Raw genomic sequence first — 18,206 nt, 5'->3', positions numbered from 1 at the left:
CAAATTCCCATCCTGTAAAATATATATATCGTAGATAAAACATTATGTCTCACAATTCCAATTCCACAAACAATCACAACAAAACAATAAAAATAATTAGTATTGCAACAATAGCATTATTTTTAGCTGCTTGTAACAACACCGAAATTAAACCCGAATTAAAAACAAACAGCGAACCCTTAAAAGTTGCCATTCCTGAAAACCAAGCAAATACAAAATCACAGCCACCAGCTAAAATCGAAAACCTGAATTTTCCTGTTCCCGCTAAATTCCAAGGGACGACAGTTTATAAAATCGAACCCAGAAACAACGAGAAAGTCATTGCTTTAACTATTGATGATGGACCCTGGCCGAAAACCACAGTAGAAATGTTGGATATCCTCAAACAAAATGATGTGAAAGCTACATTTTTTTGGGTAGGAAGTGCCTTACAGGACAATCCCCAAATAGCTAAACGAGTTGTAGCTGAAGGACACGCTATTGGTAATCATACATGGAATCATTCATATAAACGCATGGATGCAGCCACAGCCAAGAGTGAAATCGAACGCACAAATGACCTAATTTACCAAACAACAGGTGTCAAAACATCTATTTTCCGTCCCCCAGGAGGCTATTTAAACAACGGATTAGCTGCTTATGCTAAAAGTCAAAAAAACTCTGTCGTCATGTGGTCGTTGACCTCAGCAGACACCGATCCTCGTGCCAAATATCAAGTATTTGTGAAAAATGTTGTTAAAGGTGCAAAACCAGGGGCAATTGTGTTAATGCACGATGGTGGAGGAAATCGTGAAAGAACTGTCAAAGCCTTACCAGAAATCATCACTGGACTGAAACAACAAGGTTATAGATTTGTCACCATTCCTCAATTATTAGAAATGGAAAAATAGTTAACACAAAACTACAAACATTTGTCAATAATGTTCTCAAAGGTGCTAAACCAGGTGCTATTGTCTTAATGCATGATGGTCGGGGCTATCGCACCAAAACAGTCAAAGCCTTGCCAGAAATCATCAACAGACTCAAACAGCAAGGCTACCGATTTGTCACATTTCCTGAATTGTTAGAAATGCCACGATAACGGTTTAATTAACATTCAGCACTTTTAACAGAATCACAAACTTGAGACTCATGCCAAAGTTTATTTAAAAAGAACTCAGTGCGATCGCTCATAGTAGTCACAAACACACCCACAGCATCATCAGCACCATCTGATAACCAAGAACCTTGGAGCGTCACTTCCAGATATTCCGCATCACCAGTACACAGCGCAATTATTTCACTATCATTTCGTTGCACCTCCAACTTCAGCCTTTCTACTCCCGGTAAATCAACAGGAAGCAAAAAGGAAGCTGTACTAGGTTCACAGCATAGAGGTTGACCAACCCGTAGTGCCAAAATCACTCTTTGCGCCACCCATTCTTCTATTGGCAGAGTAAGACACTCTAAAAAAAAGCTCCCTTCAGTGTAAGTTAATTTAAGCATTTTCTATGCTCTCCTGTTATTCCAGGTTTGCTTGGATATCAACCCAAAACTTTTCTGCAAAAGAAACAGCTGGGTGAATTGGTGGTTTTGGCTTGCTCCGCAGTTGCATACCAACTTCAGCTGGAGTCTTATCACCTTTCCGAGAGTTACATCTTTCACAAGCTGTGACTACGTTATCCCAGGTATGTGGACCGCCTTTAGAGCGCGGAATCACATGATCTAGCGTTAGATGTTTCTTGCTACCGCAATACTGACAATTATGGTGATCTCGTCGCAGCACTTCCCGCCGATTGACTGGGGGAACTTTCCACATCCGTTCAGCAGCAGCAATTTTTAGGCGGATGTGCTTGGGTACAGAAATTACCAAGCTAGGTGAGTGAATTAACCAGCCGTCTTCTGTGGAAAAATCCACCGGTTCTGCCTTATTGGTCACTAACAACACAATCGCTCGCTTGATATTTACCCGACACAGTGGCAAGTAATTTTGAGAAAACACCACTACGGATTGCTCTAACATTCGCATTGCGCTCGTCACAGCCTGACTCCTTATTAAAAAACCCCCGCTTCTGATTTAGATGAAGCGGGGGTTAGAAATTGACCTGATGGCTTTCTGGTCTTATTGTGGTCAAGCATTTCTTCGCTTGTACCTCCCGCTTCTTACATCTAGTTCTGGTTTGCTATTCAGCAAATTTAGGCTGATATATCTAGGATCATAATAAAAATCATCATTACCCTCTGTGTTCTGCCCTTGATGCTGGCTATCGGCGCTTATAGATAAATACTCCACTTCCGCAGCACCAAATTCCCAACTGCCAGGGAATTGGGCGACACGCGAAGAAGTAGAGATGGGGTAAATGGATTTCACGGAAAATTTCACCTATTGAACATTTCTTTAAACATACTACACTTGTATTACTATCCTGTCTATAGTTATAAGGAGAAAAAATCATGCAGACAATCGCACGCACCGCAACCACCGATATGGAAGTCACCAGCATCCGTTTGGAGCGGGAACTGAAAGATAAACTCAAAGAGATAGCTGGCAATCAGGGATATCAAGCTCTCATTAGAGATATCCTCTGGAATTATGTACAGCAAAAATCAGGTGAGTGGAAACCGCGATTTTCACGCGCAGATATTCGAGCCACTATTCCAGCTACTGCACAGCAAGAAGAGCGATGTGTACTTACAGGTACATCAATTCAACCTCAACAGCCGATGTTATTGGGATTAACAAGGAATGGCGATATGGTTCCTCTGAGTGTCGAGAGTCTGGTTATCTAGTACATTAGTCTTAATTTTTTGGTAACAGGAAACTCTTAACGAGCAACAAGGAACAGACTGCGTATGGTGTGGCTTTATACACCGCACCATATGCCAATTACTAATTGCTAAGAGAACTCCACAAAAAAGATGATCCAATTTCACCAAATCAAAGCGACTTTTCTTCCCCCTGCTCCCTGCTCCCTGCCCCCCTGCCGTCACAACGACGGGATATTTTTTTAGTTGGAAGTCTCTAAGGGGTTTTAAACCCAAATTTTCGATAACTGTCTTCCGATAGATAGCTATTGGAAGTTAATCGTGAAAAAATCAAACTTTAGTACCTAGAAAATCCCGAATTCATACTTTACATCCAGTCGGACGCTTTTGAGGGGATTAGCTTTGATGTCTGCCAATCAATCTTTAACATCCACACCAGTTAAAAGTTGCATTCTCGTGCCTCAGCATTATCAGAGGCAACCAGTGATTTCTCGCTTAGTTTCCCGTTATAGTCTGACTGTGAATATTAAAGCCGCATCACTAATCTCAGGCAGTGACAACGAAGGTTGGTTTGATTTGGAAATTTCTGGTAATCCCCAAAAACTAGTCAATAGCTTATCTTACTTGCAAGACTTGGGAGTAAATTTAGCACAAATAGCGATCGCAAACCAAATTCAATCTCAACAGAACCAACCGTATTTTCCCAATATAGATAAAAATCAGATTTTCCAAAAGCTCGGAAGCATAAAAACTCAGTGGCAAGAAGAATTCCAGCAATGGATCTCTACCGGTCAGACCAATAGAGTCAGCTTACAATTGTGTATTCTCAAAGCCTATCATGAGCAACCTATCATTTCCCAGTTAGTCTCTGGTTATGGTTTAACAGTCAACATTACCAACGCCTTACTCCCTCCCAATCAAGAAGATGATGGTTGGTTTGACCTGGATTTGTGGGGAAGAAAAAACCAAATCTACTCCAGTTTGATTTATTTAGAAACCCTGGGTCTACCTCTGTGGTTAGATTTGTCTAAATTTTATAGCGATCGCAATTTAATTCAATAGCTTCATTATCTAAATCTCATAATACCAAATATCCTCTTCTAGCACCATAATTCGATTTAGAGATAGCCTATCAATCAAACCCTCTTGCTCCAATTGTCCCAGGAGGCGAGTGATTGTGACACGAGTTGAACCAATTAGTTCTGCCAAGTCCTCATGGGTTAGACGCATATCTATTAAACGTCCTTTCTCCATTTCTGAACCAAACTTTTGTGATAGCCATGCTAATAATTTAATCAGCATAGTTTCCACTTTTTTGTGACTACGAATCACCATCAATTCTTCTGCTTGTTGGATATGATTCAGCAAAGTTTCTGCCAATTCAGTCCACTCCTCCAAAGGTAAAGCAATCGCCTCTACTTTTGTCAAGCACTCCATCTGATAGGGATTCATTCTAGAGATATCTCTACTAACAACATCACCTGGCCCCCACAATCCCAAAGCTACTGTTGTACCGTCTTCTAGATAAGTAAAAGTCCTGACAAAACCACTTTCTATTTTCCAAAGAGTATGTTTCTGATTTGGTAATAGAGATCTCCGTGTAAAATGCTGCCGAGAATTTTTAGTAGCTGACTGGGTAAGACCTGTATATAATGACATCATCTTCTATCTTACAGTTTGCCGATGTACTAACCGTAGTATACATAATATCAGCTTCTAAATTTCTGCATCATCTAGAAACTCGGCCAGCAGGAAACACGGGGAAAGTTTCTCTCCCAGACGCTGCGCGAACAGTGGAGAGTCTGATGGATCTTATTCTCCACCAGAAAAGAACAGCCGTAAAACAAATGCTGCCATAATTCCCCCCAATACAATTACCTCGATAATTTTTATTAATAAACTAGCCGCTATAAACTGATTAATTTCTTCCCTAAAATTATTGGGAAAATTACTCAACCAACCACGCAAAAGACTATACCAGTTAGCAGGACTATCTTCTGGGCGGAATTTCCATGACAATATTGATAGTAATAATGGCACACCACCAACTTTAGCTGACATCAAAACATGAATGGCTACAAAACAAATCATAATCACCCAAGCTATTAGGTGAAGATAATACCAAATATGATTCAGTTCTCCTGTAGGTAGCCATTCTTCCTTCATCATTCTGCCAGATATTACTGCTAAAACAGCAGCAATTAAAATTTTAGTATTTACTAAACGTTGCAGGCTAACCCACCAAATTGGTGTACCAAATTGAGTCAGTTTTTGGATTGAGTCTGGTTGTAGTAAGCGTCTTTTTCCAACATGAAAGCTATAAAGAGCAAAAACTGGGAGTAAAATTAAGAAAAATAGCCCCAATGTCCCGTGAATATCCTGTATTGGATTAATTTTGGCAATTGGGATTTGGCCAAATCTTTTATCAAAAGTATTGTAAACTAGGAATCCGCTAATAATTGCGCCAATTGCTAAAATCCCGCTTAAACCATGCAGGATTCGCAATATCAAGGGTTGATAGGGTGCTGAACGATTCATAAGCTAATTGGGTAAGTTTTTCAATTGTCTAATTTTGCCATAGATATTAATTCGTAATAATGCTGAGAATTTTTGGTAGCTGATTGGGTAAGACCTGTGTATAATGACATCATCTTTTATATTACTGTTCACCGATGATATAACCGTAGTATATAATATCAGCTTGTAAATTCCTGCACCATCTAGAAACTCAGCAAGCAAGGAACGCGGGAAAAGTTTCTCTGATATGGGCTGTGCGAACGTAGGAAAATTGAGTACGGGTTTATACCCGTATCCTATGAACTGAAGTGGATCTGGCGAAGAATAGCGTTTTTCTTCCGTCTTCCCATATTCTGGATAATTTTCCTGAAAGATGACGCATGATTAAGAATTCTGTAGAATAAACTACGGCAAGTCGATAGAATTATGATAGTTAAATATGTTTAAGTGAGATGATATGACATCTAACACTTAAATAAAAATTAATTTCGCAAAAACTACGTTAAATCTATCAATGTACCGCACTATACTGAATACAGACTTGAATAGCCAAAACTACACGCTCCTGGATCTTTCAGCCAAAGTCGAATATGCACTACTGGCACTGTTAGAACTGGCAAGCCACCATGACAAAAAAGTGCCTCGGACAATGAGCGAGATAACTGCCAAGCAACCCATACCAGAACGCTATCTAGAACAAATTCTCACTCACCTGCGCCGTGCTGGTGTGGTACAGAGTCAGCGAGGCTCTAAAGGAGGTTTCGTTTTAGTGCGTGAACCTTGGCAGATTACTTTGTTAGAAATTGTCACGTTGGTAGAAGGTGAGCGGAAAGAGAAAGAAGCCTCGGAGTCTACCACTCTAGAAAAAACTCTGGTTCATGAAGTCTGGGAACAAGCCAATATAGCTTCAATTGAGGTTTTGCGTGGCTTTACACTCCAAGACTTATGCCAGCAAAGAGAGACTCGCGCCCAACAAAATCCCATGTATTACATTTAGCCATCAAAGGGTACATCAATGCGAATAGCAAAAAATATCACCGAGTTAGTCGGAAAAACTCCTCTTGTTCAGTTAAACAAGATTCCCCAAGCTGAGGGAGCAGTGGCGCGAATTGTCGTCAAACTAGAAAGTATGAATCCATCTGCTTCCGTTAAAGATCGGATTGGTGTGAGCATGGTGGAAGCAGCCGAAGAAGCGGGTTTTATTCACCCTGGAAAAACTACTCTAGTAGAGCCAACTTCTGGTAATACGGGAATTGCCTTGGCAATGGTAGCTGCTGCTAAAGGCTATCATTTGATTCTTACGATGCCGGATACAATGAGCCAAGAACGGCGGTTGATGCTGAGAGCCTATGGCGCTCAATTGGAATTAACGCCGGGGGTGGAAGGAATGCGTGGGGCTATAGGCAAAGCCGAAGAAATTGTAGCGAGAACGCCTAACGCCTATATGTTGCAACAGTTCCGTAACCCTGCTAACCCCAGAGTTCATGCTCGCACTACAGCGGAAGAAATTTGGGAAGATACGGACGGAGAAGTTGATATTCTGGTAGCGGGAGTGGGTACTGGGGGGACAATTACGGGAGTCTCGGAAGTGATTAAACAACGCAAACCGAGTTTTCAAGCCGTTGCGGTGGAACCAACTACGAGTCCAGTGTTAGGAGGAGGAAAAGCAGGCCCACACAAGATTCAGGGTATTGGACCAGGATTTATCCCCGCAATTTACCGTGCAGAATTCATAGATGAAGTTATTCAGGTGACAGATGACCAAGCGATCGCTTACAGTCGTCGTTTAGCCAAGGAAGAAGGACTGCTATCGGGCATTTCTGCTGGTGCAGCTTTATTGGCTGCAATCCAATTAGCACAACGTCCAGAAAACGCAGGTAAGTTGATTGTGATGATTCAGCCTAGCTTCGGTGAACGCTACCTCAGCACTTCGCTATTTAAAGAACTAGAAGAAAATGAATGGTTGACTAAAGTTTGATACAGCAGGAGGAGGCAGAAAAGTCGTTGTGATTTTTGAAAAAATGCGTAAACCTGTGCCTAACTATCAGCTGTAACTTAATTGTCTTCAATTTCATGGGGACGATCATTCTTTTTCACCAAAACTAGTAAGCAAATACAACTAGCAACTAGCTTTATTGGGCTTAAGGCTCCACCTTTCAAGACGATAAAAGCACCTAAACCCATCAGTATAAAAGGTACGAGATGATTACCATAGCCTGTAAAAATCTCTGCGATAGCTCTCTGATGGGTTAGCTTGTATGCGCCATAGCACCAAACGGCTAATAGTAAAAAAAATAAACTTATAGTTACCAATAAGCTGCCTAAGTTACTATTAGCAAATAACGGCACATAAATGCTAATATTATCACTCCCATTAGCAATCGTTAAAGATGCCACTGTATACGTTTGAGGATTTAAAAAATTAGTAATAGTTGAAGTTTCAGAAAGTGGGATTTCATCTGTAATTTCTCCCAAGGAATCTGTTTCCTGATTTACCAAGCTGCTGATACCGATGACGATAGGGATTAAACCCAGTAATCCTATCCATTCTGTTGGGAAGATTAAACCACCAAAGAAACCAGGTAAACTGAGAATGACTAGAACCGTGAAACCTAAATACTGACCAGCAACAATATGATGGGGACGTAAAGTAGCATTTACCTGAGAAAAAAACAGCAGGAGAATGACAATATCATCAATATTAGTAGCACTAAATGTAATTAACCCTGTAGTAATTGTAGGAACTAACTCACTCATTTAATTTAGGACTGTTTCATATAGGAACAAATATTGCTATGTTGATCAATTATATTTGATAAAATCTACCATGAATCGGCTTGAGACAGCTTTTACAGAAGGGATAATCGCCTTTGCCGCGACTAATATTGATGACATTGTTATCCTGCTGCTATTTTTCTCACAGCTAGATAGTAATTTTCGACGTAGACATATCGTAATTGGTCAATATTTGGGTTTTACTGCCATTATTCTAGCCAGCTTACCAGGGTTTTTTGGTGGTTTAGTCATCCAACGAGAAGTGATTGGATTATTAGGAATATTACCAATAGCCATTGGCTTGAAGCAATTACTAAATCGGGAATCAGAAACTACGGAAGTTCAGACGGTGACTACGGATTTTAAACAGTCGTCACACCCTAACCCGGTATTATCTTTTCTATTGAGCATTTTGCATCCTCAAACTTATAAAGTTGCGGCTGTAACAATTGCTAATGGAGGTGACAATATTAGTATTTATATACCTTTATTTGCTGGTCATGACTTTGCCAGCTTAGGAGTGATTTTAGGTGTATTTTTGGCTATGGTCGGGGTTTGGTGCTATATTGCTTACCTGTTAACCCGTCAAGCCACCATTGCTAATCTTTTAAGTCGCTATGGTCAGGCTATTGTGCCTTTTGTGTTAATTGGCTTAGGTTTATTTATCATGTACGAAAGAGGTACATTTAACTTAATACCGTGAACGCAGAGAAATTAAAACATTTCAGAGAAGTAAAATTAAATATCAATCAAATTATGCTTGAGCAACTAATTTCCAACTTACCATCATCAAGATGGCATAAACAATAAACCGCAGTGGACGTTGAGGAGTTATCTGACAGATTTTAGCACCTAGTAATACCCCTGGAACTGACCCTATCCATATTGGTATAACCAAACTCCAATCAACTGTTCCTAATGTTAGATGTCCGAGAGAGGTAAATAGCAATAAAATTGCTGCCTGTGCAATATCTGTACCTACTAATTTACGTGCATCGAGACGAAAAAAGCCAATTAGGACTAAAGCAAACATGGAACCAGAGGAGACACTGGTTAAACCCACGAAACATCCTAAAACTGCTGCTATGGTGATGGTTAGAAAACGTCCCCACTTGGTTTTTACGTCTAATTTTGGCAGTTCGGGTAAATTGAATTTGGGGAAAAATGTCATCAGCAATAATTGTATTAGTGCCAACACAGTGACTAATAGAATCATTACCCCCAGTAACCGCAACAAAATGTGATCTAGGTTAGATGTTCCACTCTGTCTGATCATGTGTAAGATTCCCACTCCTACCATTGAACCAAAAACACTACCTGTTGCTAACCATTTGACTATTTCGGGATCGAGGGTTTTCTGTTCCCAGTGCTTGATGCTACCAACTACCTTCATGAGTGTGGCAGCGACAACGTCAGAACTGACAGCAATGGAAGGTGGAACTTGAAACACAAAAATCAACATTGGGGTAATGAGAGAGGCTCCCCCAATTCCCGTTAAACCAACGATGATGCCAATGAAGAAGCTAAATAATGGTAGTAATAAATAGTTCATACTCCTGCCCAGAAATGGGGTTTGTAAGGGTGATTTTCTGACTTAAGAAGCTGGAGAGGAAGCTGTCAGGACTCTATAGAGCTTTTACACTTTCCTAGTCGCAGTATAATAAACGGTAATCCAATCGACTTACCGTATTTTACACTTAAAAATGATCAAATGTCTAGTGTCTGTGACTTAAGTTATACCGTTTTACTTTAAAGTTGATACAAACAGACGTTATACACGGAGATTCATTTGTAGCTTTAATCAGGTGAATTGATATTATGAGTAAGTTCACGCGTTAAAACAGAAACCTAACAAACATCCATTAAGTGAGTACCAATCAAAATGAACTGGGTGAAAAACATCAATCCAGACCGTCAGTCACCACGCAGGTTTATCAAAAATCTAATTTTGTCCCATTGGCGTTCTCTGTTACTCCTGTTTATGGGAGTTTATTTACCTTTGCAAGTCTTTGAAATCTTGGCGGTGAAGTTATGGCAGAATGAGAGCGGCTTTCCCTGGGATGTGCCGATTTTGTTAGCCATTCACTCTACAGCACAGCCACAACTGGATATTTTAGCGGTAGTGCTGACAAAGTTTGGGTCATTTAGGACTGTTTTACCTGTTTTGAGTGCGATCGCTCTGATACTATTGACGCAACGAAGATGGCGATCTCTAACTTATCTAGTCACTACAGCATTCGGAAATATCCTCATCAACCGCACCGCTAAACAATTAATGCATCGAATGCGTCCCCATCTGTGGGAGTCTAAAGCGCCAGAATTTGATTATGCTTTTCCTAGTGGCCATGCGATGACAAGTATGACATTGGTAGCAATCTTGGTAATTTTAAATTGGAATCGCCCTTGGCGCTGGTTAGTAGTAATGTTTGGTAGTTTGTTTCTCTTGGCTATTGCTTGGACACGTCTCTATCTGGGAGTTCACTTCCCCAGTGATATTCTCGCCGGTTGGATGGTTGCATTAGCCTGGGCTATTGGCGTGAGTTTAATTATCAAACCTCATTGGCAACCAGCAACTGCCATAAATACGAACACACAACAAGAAACTTCCCTACTACCTGAAGAGAAAAAAGTAATAGATGAAGACTGAATTCAGGGAAGAGACGCTCAAGATAGGGAGACGCGGAAACAGATCAGAAGGGGATTTAAACCTTGACTGAAATAGAGCCAAGCCGCGTATCCTACTCTCAGTAAGCTACACCCTTGGCGTACCGCAGGCTCTATTCTATTCGCCAGGGCTGTAATTTTTAGAATTTAATCCCCAAAAATTACCTAATTTAAGCTTTTTTGGTAGGTGCATTAGTAACTCGTGCATCTACAACCGCTTGCGATACATTAGGGATAAACCAGTTCACCTCACCTGGGTTGAGGATTTTTGTTCCAGCTTGATTAAATTCAATTACTCCAGTTTCTGGATTGGTCTTCAAGGCTAAATTTATGCCATTGGGAACCTTAATCACAACGCCACCAGTTAATTCTTGATTTTGTCCATCTTGACCTAAAGCAATAGCTGTGACATCAGTTGGTAGATAAATGCCTTTGCAATTCCATTTATCTTTAGTTGTCTTACCATCACCTAGAAAATACAATGCTGCACCAGAGGAGTAATTATCATCTTCTGCATCTGGTTCTGTTCCATATATCGCTAGAGTTTTACCAGTCTGATTACTACATTGCCCCCAGTCAATTCCTGACTCAAAGGCAAATTTTTGCAACTCTAATTCATTTATTTTTTGGTCGAGTGCTTCTGGTGTATCACCTTCTAATTGAGCCTGTGTTGCTTTGGCAATTTTTAACTGATTCAGTTCTTGATTCAAATTTATGTAATCAGGGTTTTTGAGAAATTCTGGAGCATCGGCTAATACAGGTGCAGTAAATATTAAATTTACTAGCAATACCGCCACCATCAAAACGTATTTTAAGGGTTTCATATCTTTGTCTCAACTTTTACAACTTGCAGCTTATGACTATCTTTCGTCATTGTCAATATTATACATAGCCACAAAATAAAAGATTCAGAAATTAAGTTTTAGCAATACTTAAAATTCGTTTGCATAGTAATTTATCACGTAATAATACCATTTAAAACATAGGTTAGCAATACTAAATAATATTGTTATTTTTATACTAAATTTTTTAAGTCAGAAAATTTCCTAAGTCTAATAAGCCTTGTATAGAACAGGTTTAATGCCTCTCCATAACTAGAATGCAACTAATTCCGATTCATTTAAAGTGTATTCTAAACAACATAAAATTTCTAGAATTTACTTAAATAATACCTGCTAAAAATACAGCAATTAATTTGAACTAATCCGATGCATTTACTGTAAATTAAATGATTTAAAAAGATTTAAGCTTTATTTTTAACAAATGCTTGATTAATCAAAATACCTAGGGTAGTATTAAACCTGACTTAAAAAATACAACTATGGATAGATGCACCATTTCATAGACATACCCTATCTAGAAGCCAAAATTTAGGATTGATGTAGCAGAATATTTGACCCGCAGATAACTATAAATTCCTATAAACCTATAGTTATAAGCACCCTTGAAAACGATAAAAATTCCAACATGAAACAAGAAACTGCATCCTCATCCCATCAAAGTATTCATGGCTTAAAGCCAGATTGTCTTTCTTTTTCGGAAGTCTTAGCCCAATCTTTTGCAGTAATTGCGCCCACAACAATACCAGCATCTAACATTGGCTTGATTGTGGCATTATCAGGAAACGGTACTTGGTTAAGTTTTCTGATTGGCTTAGTAGGACTATTATTTGTCAGCATTAACATTAACCAATTTGCTAGTCGTTCTGCTTCTCCAGGTTCCCTCTACTCTTACATCACAAAAGGTCTTGGTCCGACAGCAGGTGTAATTTGCGGTTGGAGTCTCGTACTGGCTTATTTATTCACTGGAATGTCAGTTCTGTGTGGATTTAGCAATTTCACAGGAATGTTAATAGGTCATCTAGGCATTCATCCTTCCAGCATCACACTCTTAGCTATTGGTGCAGGAATCTCCTGGTATGCAGCTTATAAAGATATCCAACTTTCAGCTGTAGCAATGTTGTGGTTAGAAGGTGCTTCCCTTGTGCTGATATCAGTCTTATGTATCATCATCTGGGCGCACAAAGGTTTTGCTCTCGATATTTCCCAATTGACTCTTTCAGGTGTAACTCCCGGTAACATAGCGACGGGACTGGTATTGGTAATGTTTGGTTTTTCTGGCTTTGAAAGTGCGACAAGCTTGGGTGACGAAGCCAAAAAACCATTGCGGACAATACCCAGAGCCGTTATGGGTAGTGTAATACTTGCAGGTCTATTTTTCGTTTGTACAACTTATATAGAAGTAATGGCCTTTAGCGGTACGGGCGTATCCATTACTAACAGTGAAGAACCTCTCACTTTCCTCTCCCAACAAGCAGGAGTTGGTTTTTTAGGAGAATTGGTAGCTTTGGGAGCATTGTTCAGCTTCTTTGCTTGCATTCTGGGAAGTATTAACCCAGCAGCTAGAGTAGCCTTTTTAATGGCTCGTCATGGTTTGTTTCATGCCTCTTTAGGTAATGCCCATGCAGCTAACAGAACACCCCACGTTGCAGTCACGATGTGTTCATATCTGACATTTCTCGTACCTGCGGTGATGTCTCTATTTGATATCAAACTGTTTGAGAGTATGGGTTATTTAGGAGCAATGTGTAGTTATGGATTTTTAACAGTCTATATCCTGATTTCTGTTGCGGCTCCTGTGTACTTACACAAAATTAGAAAACTCCGGACTAGAGATGTGGTGTTTTCAGTTTTGGCGGTAGCATTCATGATGATTCCAGTTGTCGGGAGTGTGGGAATTCCTGGAAGTACAATGTTTCCAGCACCGGAAGCTCCTTATAACTTCTTTCCTTACTTATTTTTGCTTTACATAGTTGCTACTTGCGGTTGGTTCACATTGAAAAGGCAACGTTCTCCACATTTAGTTGCAGGTATGCGTAAAGGTATCGAAGATATTCATGCCAGATTTGCCGACAGGAACAGCCATTAGTTTTTTAGTTGGTTTATTTAAGTACAGCGCTTCCCATCTAATCTAAAGTCCAAAATCTAAAGTCCAAAATCCAAAATCTAAAATCTCAAATTAATATGAGCGGGTTAGTTACTGCAATTAGTACAGGGTCATTTGCTTTCAGTGCCACAAACATTGATGATTTAGTTATCCTGACGTTATTTTTCTCTCAGGTGAATTCAAAGTTCCGTCGTTGGCATATTGTGATTGGACAGTATTTAGGTTTCTCAGCTTTAATACTCGCCAGTTTACCGGCTTTTTTTGGAGGATTAATTTTACCACGTCCTTGGATTGGGTTATTTGGCTTATTACCCATTGCTATTGGTATCAAGTGTTTGTTGAACCGAGATGCAGATGAGTCAGAGGAAGTGGAAACAGTAGCAGAAGTTTCTCCCCAATCACTTTTAGCCAAATTTTTCAATCTGCAAACTTACACTGTGGCAGCTGTTACCTTCGCTAATGGGACAGATAATATCAGTATTTATGTGCCAATATTTGCCAGCAGTAGTTGGCAGAGTTTGCTAATCATTCTGGGAGTATTTTTTCTTCTGGTAGGGGTTTTATGCTACATGGCATATAAATTAACTCACAATCGAGCAATTGCTGATATTTTCACCCAATACGGTAATAAATTTATGCCTTTTGTCTTAATGGGATTAGGTGCTTTTATTGTCTTAGATAGTGGTAGTTTCAGCCTGCTCCATTTATGGAATTGACACCTTTAGCAATATGCTTGTCAATTGCAGTAATAATCATTGCCTAAAGCTAGTAATGCTTTGCGGAATTAAAAATCAAAAAATAAAATTACACAAGCCTTTTAGTAATTTTTAATGTTTGCTTAACTTAAACCAAGGTTGAAGTCAAAAGTAACAAAGCTTGTGAGATGAGTGCTTCTTAGTTAATTTGGAATTATAGCTTTATTTCCGCCGCGCTTTACTAGTTAATGTAGAGAAAAATTAAGTTTTTTTTACTAAAAATATTTAGCCTGCACAAGCTGGCTACGTAATGAATAATTATCTTAGTTATTTGCTTTCCAAAATTCAATCTGCTAATTCATCTGTAAAGTAGACAAAAATTTCTGGGAGTTATAAAGATAAGTTGTAAAAAAAAGAGGGATATAATTTGAACATACTTGAATTTTCTTTATTAGTGTGGCTGGGATCATTTAGTGCTGGCTTGGTTGGAGCCTTAACTGGCTTAGGCGGTGGAGTTGTGATAGTTCCGTTATTAACTTCCGTCTTTGGAGTTGATATACGTTACGCTGTCGGTGCTTCACTAGTATCTGTTATTGCTACATCTTTGGGTGCAGCATCTACATATATCAGGAAAGGCTACACGAATCTGCGCTTGGGAATGTTTTTAGAAGTAGCCACAACAATTGGCGCGATAGTCGGCGCTTTAATTGCCACTTTTATTTCAGTGAAAATGCTGACTATTGTGCTTGCAGTCGTGCTAATTTATTCAGCCTATTTATCACAACGGCCTAGACCAGAACATTTTGAAAGTGAGACAGTAGAACCATTAGCAGAATATCTCCACCTTAATGGTACTTATCCAACCCCGGATGGACTCATGCCTTACCAGGTACATTCTTTACCTGCCGGATTTAGCATCATGTTACTAGCTGGAGTGCTTTCTGGTTTGTTGGGGATTGGTTCAGGGGGATTTAAAGTATTAGCCATGGATCAAGCCATGCGTCTACCTTTTAAAGTTTCCACCACTACTAGCAATTTTATGATTGGCGTTACAGCCGCAGCATCTGCGGGGGTTTACCTAACAAGAGGTTACATAGATCCTGGTTTGTCTATGCCAGTTATGTTGGGGGTGCTACCTGGTGCTTTTTTAGGAGCCAGAATTTTAATCGGCGCTAAAACACAAGTTTTGAGAATTATCTTCAGTTTTGTATTGTTGGTAATGGCTTTGAAGATGGTCTACAACAGTCTAATAGGGGGACTGTAATTATGTATAAAATTAATTCTGGTTTTCGGTGGACGACGACAGCAGAGACAGAACGGGAAATTTTTGCCCTAGCTTTAGCTCCAGAAGATATAGATTCTGATCTTCAACAGTTAGAAGAACATCGCCTCAATAATGTGGGGCAGTTAAATCATAACTGTGAGATGGATAGTAATAAAAAACTTACAAAAACCCAAAGTGAGCAAGAATTAGAATATTTATTGAGTAATTTGCTGAAATATGGTGTTCTAATTGCTAGTGCTGTGGTTTTATTTGGGGGTATATTATATTTGATTCATCACGGTTCTGAACCTGCGGAATATCAGTTTTTTCGAGGTACACAACCTGAGTTTCACTCCCCAGGAGGTGTAGTTACTGCGGTTTTGTCCGGTAGTCGGCGTGGAATTATTCAATTGGGACTTTTACTATTAATTGCTACCCCAATTTTACGCGTGATTGTTTCTTTATTTAGTTTTCTCATCAGGCGAGAATTTATCTATGTCATTATCACTTCTATAGTGCTGGCTAGTCTAACTTATAGCCTAGTAGGGGCTTATTTTTAATAAAATGTCATTCTCCTCTTCAGGGGAATCCAGAAATTATTTATGTTCTATAGGAATAATATTTGATTTTTGAAATATACGTAGGGTAGGCAATGCCCACCAAACCATTGCTGCGGTGGGCATTGCCCACCCTACAAGACTTAAAATTTTATCAGATATCATTTATGATTCCTATATAAGACAATCTGGATTCCCGCTTTTGTGGGAATGACATTGAAAATAGTTTGTGGAAATTTTCACGCTTACTATTGGATCATGTTTTTTGTGCAGTTCTCTAAGTTGACACCTGTGAGCATTGATTCCCCTGATGCCGTTTCACTTTAAGGTTGATAACAATAGACATACACGGGGATAAGAGGATTAATTTGTAGCTTTAATTCAGTGAATTGCTCTTACCTACTCTTGAATTTTAATTTCGTTGCACTAGACTTATTTGTGATTTTTAGGTTAAACTACACTAAGTCGATAGTGATGGCGGACTTATATGCAAAACCTGCAAAAAGTGAATCAAATCTTCAATAGCATCTCTGAGAAGTTAGAACAAGGTTCACCTGCTGAATTAAAAATCAATATTATCCAAAAACTCAGAGGTGTATTTTTGCTGGTTCTCGGATATTTACTTTCTCCACTATGTTGGTGGAATGACTTATTATTTAATTTGCCAATTGCTTATTTTTTTGGTTATATTTGCAGTCTGTTTTCTCCAAAATTATTGTTACCCTGTTCAATTATTGGTTACTGGCTTTCTAATGTTGTCGGTATTCTCTTGATGCAATATGGATCTCAAGATATTTTCCAAAAGGAACCATCAGAACGAAACCTGAAAAAAGAGTTATTGAGTGGTTTAGTTTCTTCAACAGTTTATACTTTGGTAATTGTGGGATTAATCCACTTGAAGATTCTTGATATTCCTATTTTATTTACTAATGGTTAATTAGCATAATTTAACTACCATATTCTACTGTAGTTTAGTAATGCTCATATCTCCAATTTATTCAATAAGTTGGAGATATTTTTTAATGTTTAAAATCTCTCATTAATTCGCTAAAATTCCAAGACTTGGGGATTTCTTTGCCAATTACTAATGGTAATTTACCATTCCATTTATTTATAGCTTGTCTTTGCAGTATTTCGCTAGTTAAGCCATCACGAAGTAATCTTTGTACTTCTGCTTCTCCTTTAGCTAGATTTACTTTTGCATCAGCTTCTCGTAATGCCTTCACAGCGATAAATTCGGCTTTTTTTGCTTCCTGTTCGGCTATTTGTTTTAATTCTACTGCTTCTCTAAACCGTTCAGAAAAATGAACATGAACTAGAGAAATATCATCAACTAGAATATGATAATCTTCTAGTCTTGTAGTTAATAAATTATCAAGCCCTGTTTTGACTTCTCCGCGTTTAGTAATAATTTCTTCCGCTGTATATTTAGCCATAACGGCTTTTAAAATTTCTTCCACTGCTGGGTTAATAATGCGGTTAATTATTTCTTGTTCATCACCAATTTGCTGAAAAATAGCATTAACTTCCGCTGGAATAATATGCCAATTTAGTACTACATCTGTGAAAACATCTTGTAAATCTTTAGAAGAAGCTTCAGCAGATATTTCTTGTTTTTGTATGCGGATACTTAACTTTTTTACAGTATTGACTACAGGAATAATCATATGTATTCCTTCTCCTAGTATCTGAGGTTGCACTTTACCAAATTCCATTAATACACCACGTTCTCCGGCATTAACAATTACAAATGGTGTGAGAAAGATTGTAATTAGAAATAGTAGTGCAGTCAGCTTACCAGCACTGTTAATAGTTTGATTTCTTTTCATCTGCGTTTATCTGCGGTTAATTGCTTCTTACCATAATGTATAAAATTTAACTTTTATCTAAAGCCGCAACCCCTGCTAAAACATATCCCCATCAGTTAACTTTGTGCGATTTTTATATAACTACGAAAAATTGATAGGAATATGTGGTTTAATACCATAAATCACATTATCTCATAACCATGCCTAACCAGATCAGCACTTAAAGGCACAGATC

23 protein-coding genes are annotated in these 18,206 nt (G+C 38.8%); 13 read left to right on the top strand and 10 right to left on the bottom strand.

Annotation, left to right across the window (positions count from 1 at the left end; genetic code table 11):
- The first annotated feature begins 44 nt into the window (after nucleotides 1–44).
- Nucleotides 45–890 carry a polysaccharide deacetylase family protein gene (locus H6G68_RS16155; protein WP_190907553.1) on the top strand — a complete coding sequence of 282 codons (846 nt, stop codon included), beginning with the start codon at nucleotides 45–47 and terminating at the stop codon, nucleotides 888–890.
- Nucleotides 891–958: 68 nt separating this feature from the next.
- A complete protein-coding gene (locus H6G68_RS16150; protein ID WP_422596222.1) occupies nucleotides 959–1,081 on the top strand; it encodes a hypothetical protein in 123 nt (40 codons plus the stop codon).
- An 8-nt stretch (nucleotides 1,082–1,089) separates the two neighbouring features.
- Here the strand turns inward: H6G68_RS16150 and H6G68_RS16145 are convergent, their stop codons facing one another.
- The 3 genes from H6G68_RS16145 to H6G68_RS16135 all read right to left on the bottom strand — a co-directional run bounded on the left by H6G68_RS16145 (nucleotide 1,090) and on the right by H6G68_RS16135 (nucleotide 2,350).
- Nucleotides 1,090–1,485, bottom strand: coding sequence for an alr0857 family protein (locus H6G68_RS16145; protein ID WP_127054457.1), 396 nt, complete (start codon nucleotides 1,483–1,485; stop codon nucleotides 1,090–1,092).
- A 16-nt stretch (nucleotides 1,486–1,501) separates the two neighbouring features.
- Nucleotides 1,502–2,008 (bottom strand): HNH endonuclease, encoded by a 507-nt coding sequence (locus H6G68_RS16140; RefSeq protein WP_127054526.1) that lies wholly within the window; start codon nucleotides 2,006–2,008, stop codon nucleotides 1,502–1,504.
- A gap of 102 nt (nucleotides 2,009–2,110) precedes the next feature.
- Complete coding sequence (locus H6G68_RS16135; RefSeq protein WP_241993500.1) at nucleotides 2,111–2,350, bottom strand: hypothetical protein; 240 nt, start codon at nucleotides 2,348–2,350, stop codon at nucleotides 2,111–2,113.
- Nucleotides 2,351–2,433: 83 nt separating this feature from the next.
- On the opposite strand from H6G68_RS16135, the gene H6G68_RS16130 reads away from it, so the two are divergent.
- Nucleotides 2,434–2,769 carry a ribbon-helix-helix domain-containing protein gene (locus H6G68_RS16130; RefSeq protein ID WP_190907552.1) on the top strand — a complete coding sequence of 112 codons (336 nt, stop codon included), beginning with the start codon at nucleotides 2,434–2,436 and terminating at the stop codon, nucleotides 2,767–2,769.
- A gap of 381 nt (nucleotides 2,770–3,150) precedes the next feature.
- A complete protein-coding gene (locus H6G68_RS16125; RefSeq protein WP_190907551.1) occupies nucleotides 3,151–3,807 on the top strand; it encodes an NIL domain-containing protein in 657 nt (218 codons plus the stop codon).
- Nucleotides 3,808–3,816: 9 nt separating this feature from the next.
- Here the strand turns inward: H6G68_RS16125 and H6G68_RS16120 are convergent, their stop codons facing one another.
- Nucleotides 3,817–4,404, bottom strand: coding sequence for a Crp/Fnr family transcriptional regulator (locus tag H6G68_RS16120; protein ID WP_190907577.1), 588 nt, complete (start codon nucleotides 4,402–4,404; stop codon nucleotides 3,817–3,819).
- 153 nt (nucleotides 4,405–4,557) lie between these two features.
- Nucleotides 4,558–5,283 (bottom strand): cytochrome b/b6 domain-containing protein, encoded by a 726-nt coding sequence (locus tag H6G68_RS16115; RefSeq protein ID WP_190907550.1) that lies wholly within the window; start codon nucleotides 5,281–5,283, stop codon nucleotides 4,558–4,560.
- Nucleotides 5,284–5,776: 493 nt separating this feature from the next.
- On the opposite strand from H6G68_RS16115, the gene H6G68_RS16110 reads away from it, so the two are divergent.
- A complete protein-coding gene (locus H6G68_RS16110; RefSeq protein ID WP_127054450.1) occupies nucleotides 5,777–6,259 on the top strand; it encodes an RrF2 family transcriptional regulator in 483 nt (160 codons plus the stop codon).
- Nucleotides 6,260–6,277: 18 nt separating this feature from the next.
- A complete protein-coding gene (gene cysK, locus H6G68_RS16105; protein ID WP_190907549.1) occupies nucleotides 6,278–7,240 on the top strand; it encodes a cysteine synthase A in 963 nt (320 codons plus the stop codon).
- Nucleotides 7,241–7,317: 77 nt separating this feature from the next.
- Here cysK and H6G68_RS16100 read toward each other — a convergent pair whose 3' ends face one another.
- A complete protein-coding gene (locus H6G68_RS16100) occupies nucleotides 7,318–8,019 on the bottom strand; it encodes a cadmium resistance transporter (RefSeq protein WP_190907548.1) in 702 nt (233 codons plus the stop codon).
- Nucleotides 8,020–8,089: 70 nt separating this feature from the next.
- Here H6G68_RS16100 and H6G68_RS16095 point away from each other — a divergent pair, with 70 nt between their 5' ends.
- On the top strand, nucleotides 8,090–8,740 hold the full coding sequence (locus H6G68_RS16095; RefSeq protein WP_190907547.1) for a cadmium resistance transporter: 651 nt from the start codon (nucleotides 8,090–8,092) through the stop codon (nucleotides 8,738–8,740).
- A 51-nt stretch (nucleotides 8,741–8,791) separates the two neighbouring features.
- Here the strand turns inward: H6G68_RS16095 and H6G68_RS16090 are convergent, their stop codons facing one another.
- Nucleotides 8,792–9,589: a sulfite exporter TauE/SafE family protein gene (locus H6G68_RS16090; RefSeq protein ID WP_190907546.1), complete on the bottom strand. Its 798-nt coding sequence runs from the start codon at nucleotides 9,587–9,589 to the stop codon at nucleotides 8,792–8,794.
- 330 nt (nucleotides 9,590–9,919) lie between these two features.
- Between H6G68_RS16090 and H6G68_RS16085 the strand changes: the two genes are divergently transcribed.
- Nucleotides 9,920–10,684: a phosphatase PAP2 family protein gene (locus H6G68_RS16085; RefSeq protein WP_190907545.1), complete on the top strand. Its 765-nt coding sequence runs from the start codon at nucleotides 9,920–9,922 to the stop codon at nucleotides 10,682–10,684.
- A 187-nt stretch (nucleotides 10,685–10,871) separates the two neighbouring features.
- Here the strand turns inward: H6G68_RS16085 and H6G68_RS16080 are convergent, their stop codons facing one another.
- Complete coding sequence (locus H6G68_RS16080) at nucleotides 10,872–11,525, bottom strand: hypothetical protein (protein ID WP_190907544.1); 654 nt, start codon at nucleotides 11,523–11,525, stop codon at nucleotides 10,872–10,874.
- A gap of 643 nt (nucleotides 11,526–12,168) precedes the next feature.
- Between H6G68_RS16080 and H6G68_RS16075 the strand changes: the two genes are divergently transcribed.
- The 4 genes from H6G68_RS16075 to H6G68_RS16060 all read left to right on the top strand — a co-directional run bounded on the left by H6G68_RS16075 (nucleotide 12,169) and on the right by H6G68_RS16060 (nucleotide 16,166).
- The gene (locus tag H6G68_RS16075) at nucleotides 12,169–13,629 is read left to right on the top strand and encodes an APC family permease (RefSeq protein ID WP_190907543.1); all 1,461 of its coding nucleotides are present in this window, start codon (nucleotides 12,169–12,171) and stop codon (nucleotides 13,627–13,629) included.
- Nucleotides 13,630–13,724: 95 nt separating this feature from the next.
- Nucleotides 13,725–14,363: a cadmium resistance transporter gene (locus H6G68_RS16070; protein WP_190907542.1), complete on the top strand. Its 639-nt coding sequence runs from the start codon at nucleotides 13,725–13,727 to the stop codon at nucleotides 14,361–14,363.
- Between the two features lie 406 nt (nucleotides 14,364–14,769).
- Nucleotides 14,770–15,606 (top strand): sulfite exporter TauE/SafE family protein, encoded by an 837-nt coding sequence (locus tag H6G68_RS16065; RefSeq protein ID WP_190907541.1) that lies wholly within the window; start codon nucleotides 14,770–14,772, stop codon nucleotides 15,604–15,606.
- A 2-nt stretch (nucleotides 15,607–15,608) separates the two neighbouring features.
- A complete protein-coding gene (locus tag H6G68_RS16060; RefSeq protein WP_190907540.1) occupies nucleotides 15,609–16,166 on the top strand; it encodes a DUF1634 domain-containing protein in 558 nt (185 codons plus the stop codon).
- A 36-nt stretch (nucleotides 16,167–16,202) separates the two neighbouring features.
- Here H6G68_RS16060 and H6G68_RS27650 read toward each other — a convergent pair whose 3' ends face one another.
- Nucleotides 16,203–16,328, bottom strand: a complete 126-nt coding sequence (locus H6G68_RS27650) for a hypothetical protein (RefSeq protein WP_277925534.1) — start codon at nucleotides 16,326–16,328, stop codon at nucleotides 16,203–16,205.
- 322 nt (nucleotides 16,329–16,650) lie between these two features.
- On the opposite strand from H6G68_RS27650, the gene H6G68_RS16055 reads away from it, so the two are divergent.
- Nucleotides 16,651–17,100 (top strand): DUF7980 family protein, encoded by a 450-nt coding sequence (locus H6G68_RS16055; RefSeq protein WP_190907539.1) that lies wholly within the window; start codon nucleotides 16,651–16,653, stop codon nucleotides 17,098–17,100.
- Between the two features lie 82 nt (nucleotides 17,101–17,182).
- Here the strand turns inward: H6G68_RS16055 and H6G68_RS16050 are convergent, their stop codons facing one another.
- Nucleotides 17,183–17,992: a prohibitin family protein gene (locus H6G68_RS16050; protein WP_190907538.1), complete on the bottom strand. Its 810-nt coding sequence runs from the start codon at nucleotides 17,990–17,992 to the stop codon at nucleotides 17,183–17,185.
- Nucleotides 17,993–18,206 lie beyond the last annotated feature (214 nt).

Source organism: Anabaena catenula FACHB-362 (assembly GCF_014698735.1).
In the GTDB taxonomy this organism is placed as follows: Bacteria; Cyanobacteriota; Cyanobacteriia; order Cyanobacteriales; family Nostocaceae; genus Anabaena; species Anabaena variabilis_A.
Note: the sequence above shows the minus strand (reverse complement) of the source record. Positions and strands in the feature narration are given on the sequence as shown.